Source organism: Methylobacterium sp. 22177 (assembly GCF_052045615.1).
Lineage (GTDB): Bacteria > Pseudomonadota > Alphaproteobacteria > Rhizobiales > Beijerinckiaceae > Methylobacterium > Methylobacterium radiotolerans.
Genome location: NZ_JBQEPK010000146.1, coordinates 1 through 341, shown reverse-complemented (window position 1 = coordinate 341; position 341 = coordinate 1). Strand labels below are relative to the sequence as shown.

Annotated in this window: 1 pseudogene; it reads left to right on the top strand. The window is 75.4% G+C overall.

The annotated features are described in order from the left end of the window. Nucleotides 1-341, top strand: a pseudogene (locus tag ACTJK8_RS32455) (hypothetical protein); the annotation flags it as partial.

Below are 341 nucleotides of genomic sequence, written 5' to 3'. Positions count from 1 at the left end.
GTCGAGTTCGAGGCCCAGTACGCCGCGCAGGGCTTCGACGACGTGCGCGCCATCGCGGCCCGTACCGGGCTCCAGAGCCTGATGCTCGGCGAGGAGGCGATGCTGCTCGGCGGCAACACCTCGCTCGCGCTCGGCACCACGCCGACCCCGCCTCTGTCCGGCGCGGCCACCGGCGGCGCGCTCGCCGCCCAGACCTGGTCGGTGATCGCCGTGGCGCTGGCGCTCGACGGCGTGATCAACGGCACCGTCGCCGACGGCATCCAGTCGACCATCACCCGGACCAACGCGGACGGCTCGACCGACGTGTTCGGCGGCGGCGCTGCGGCCCGCTCGGCCGCCGC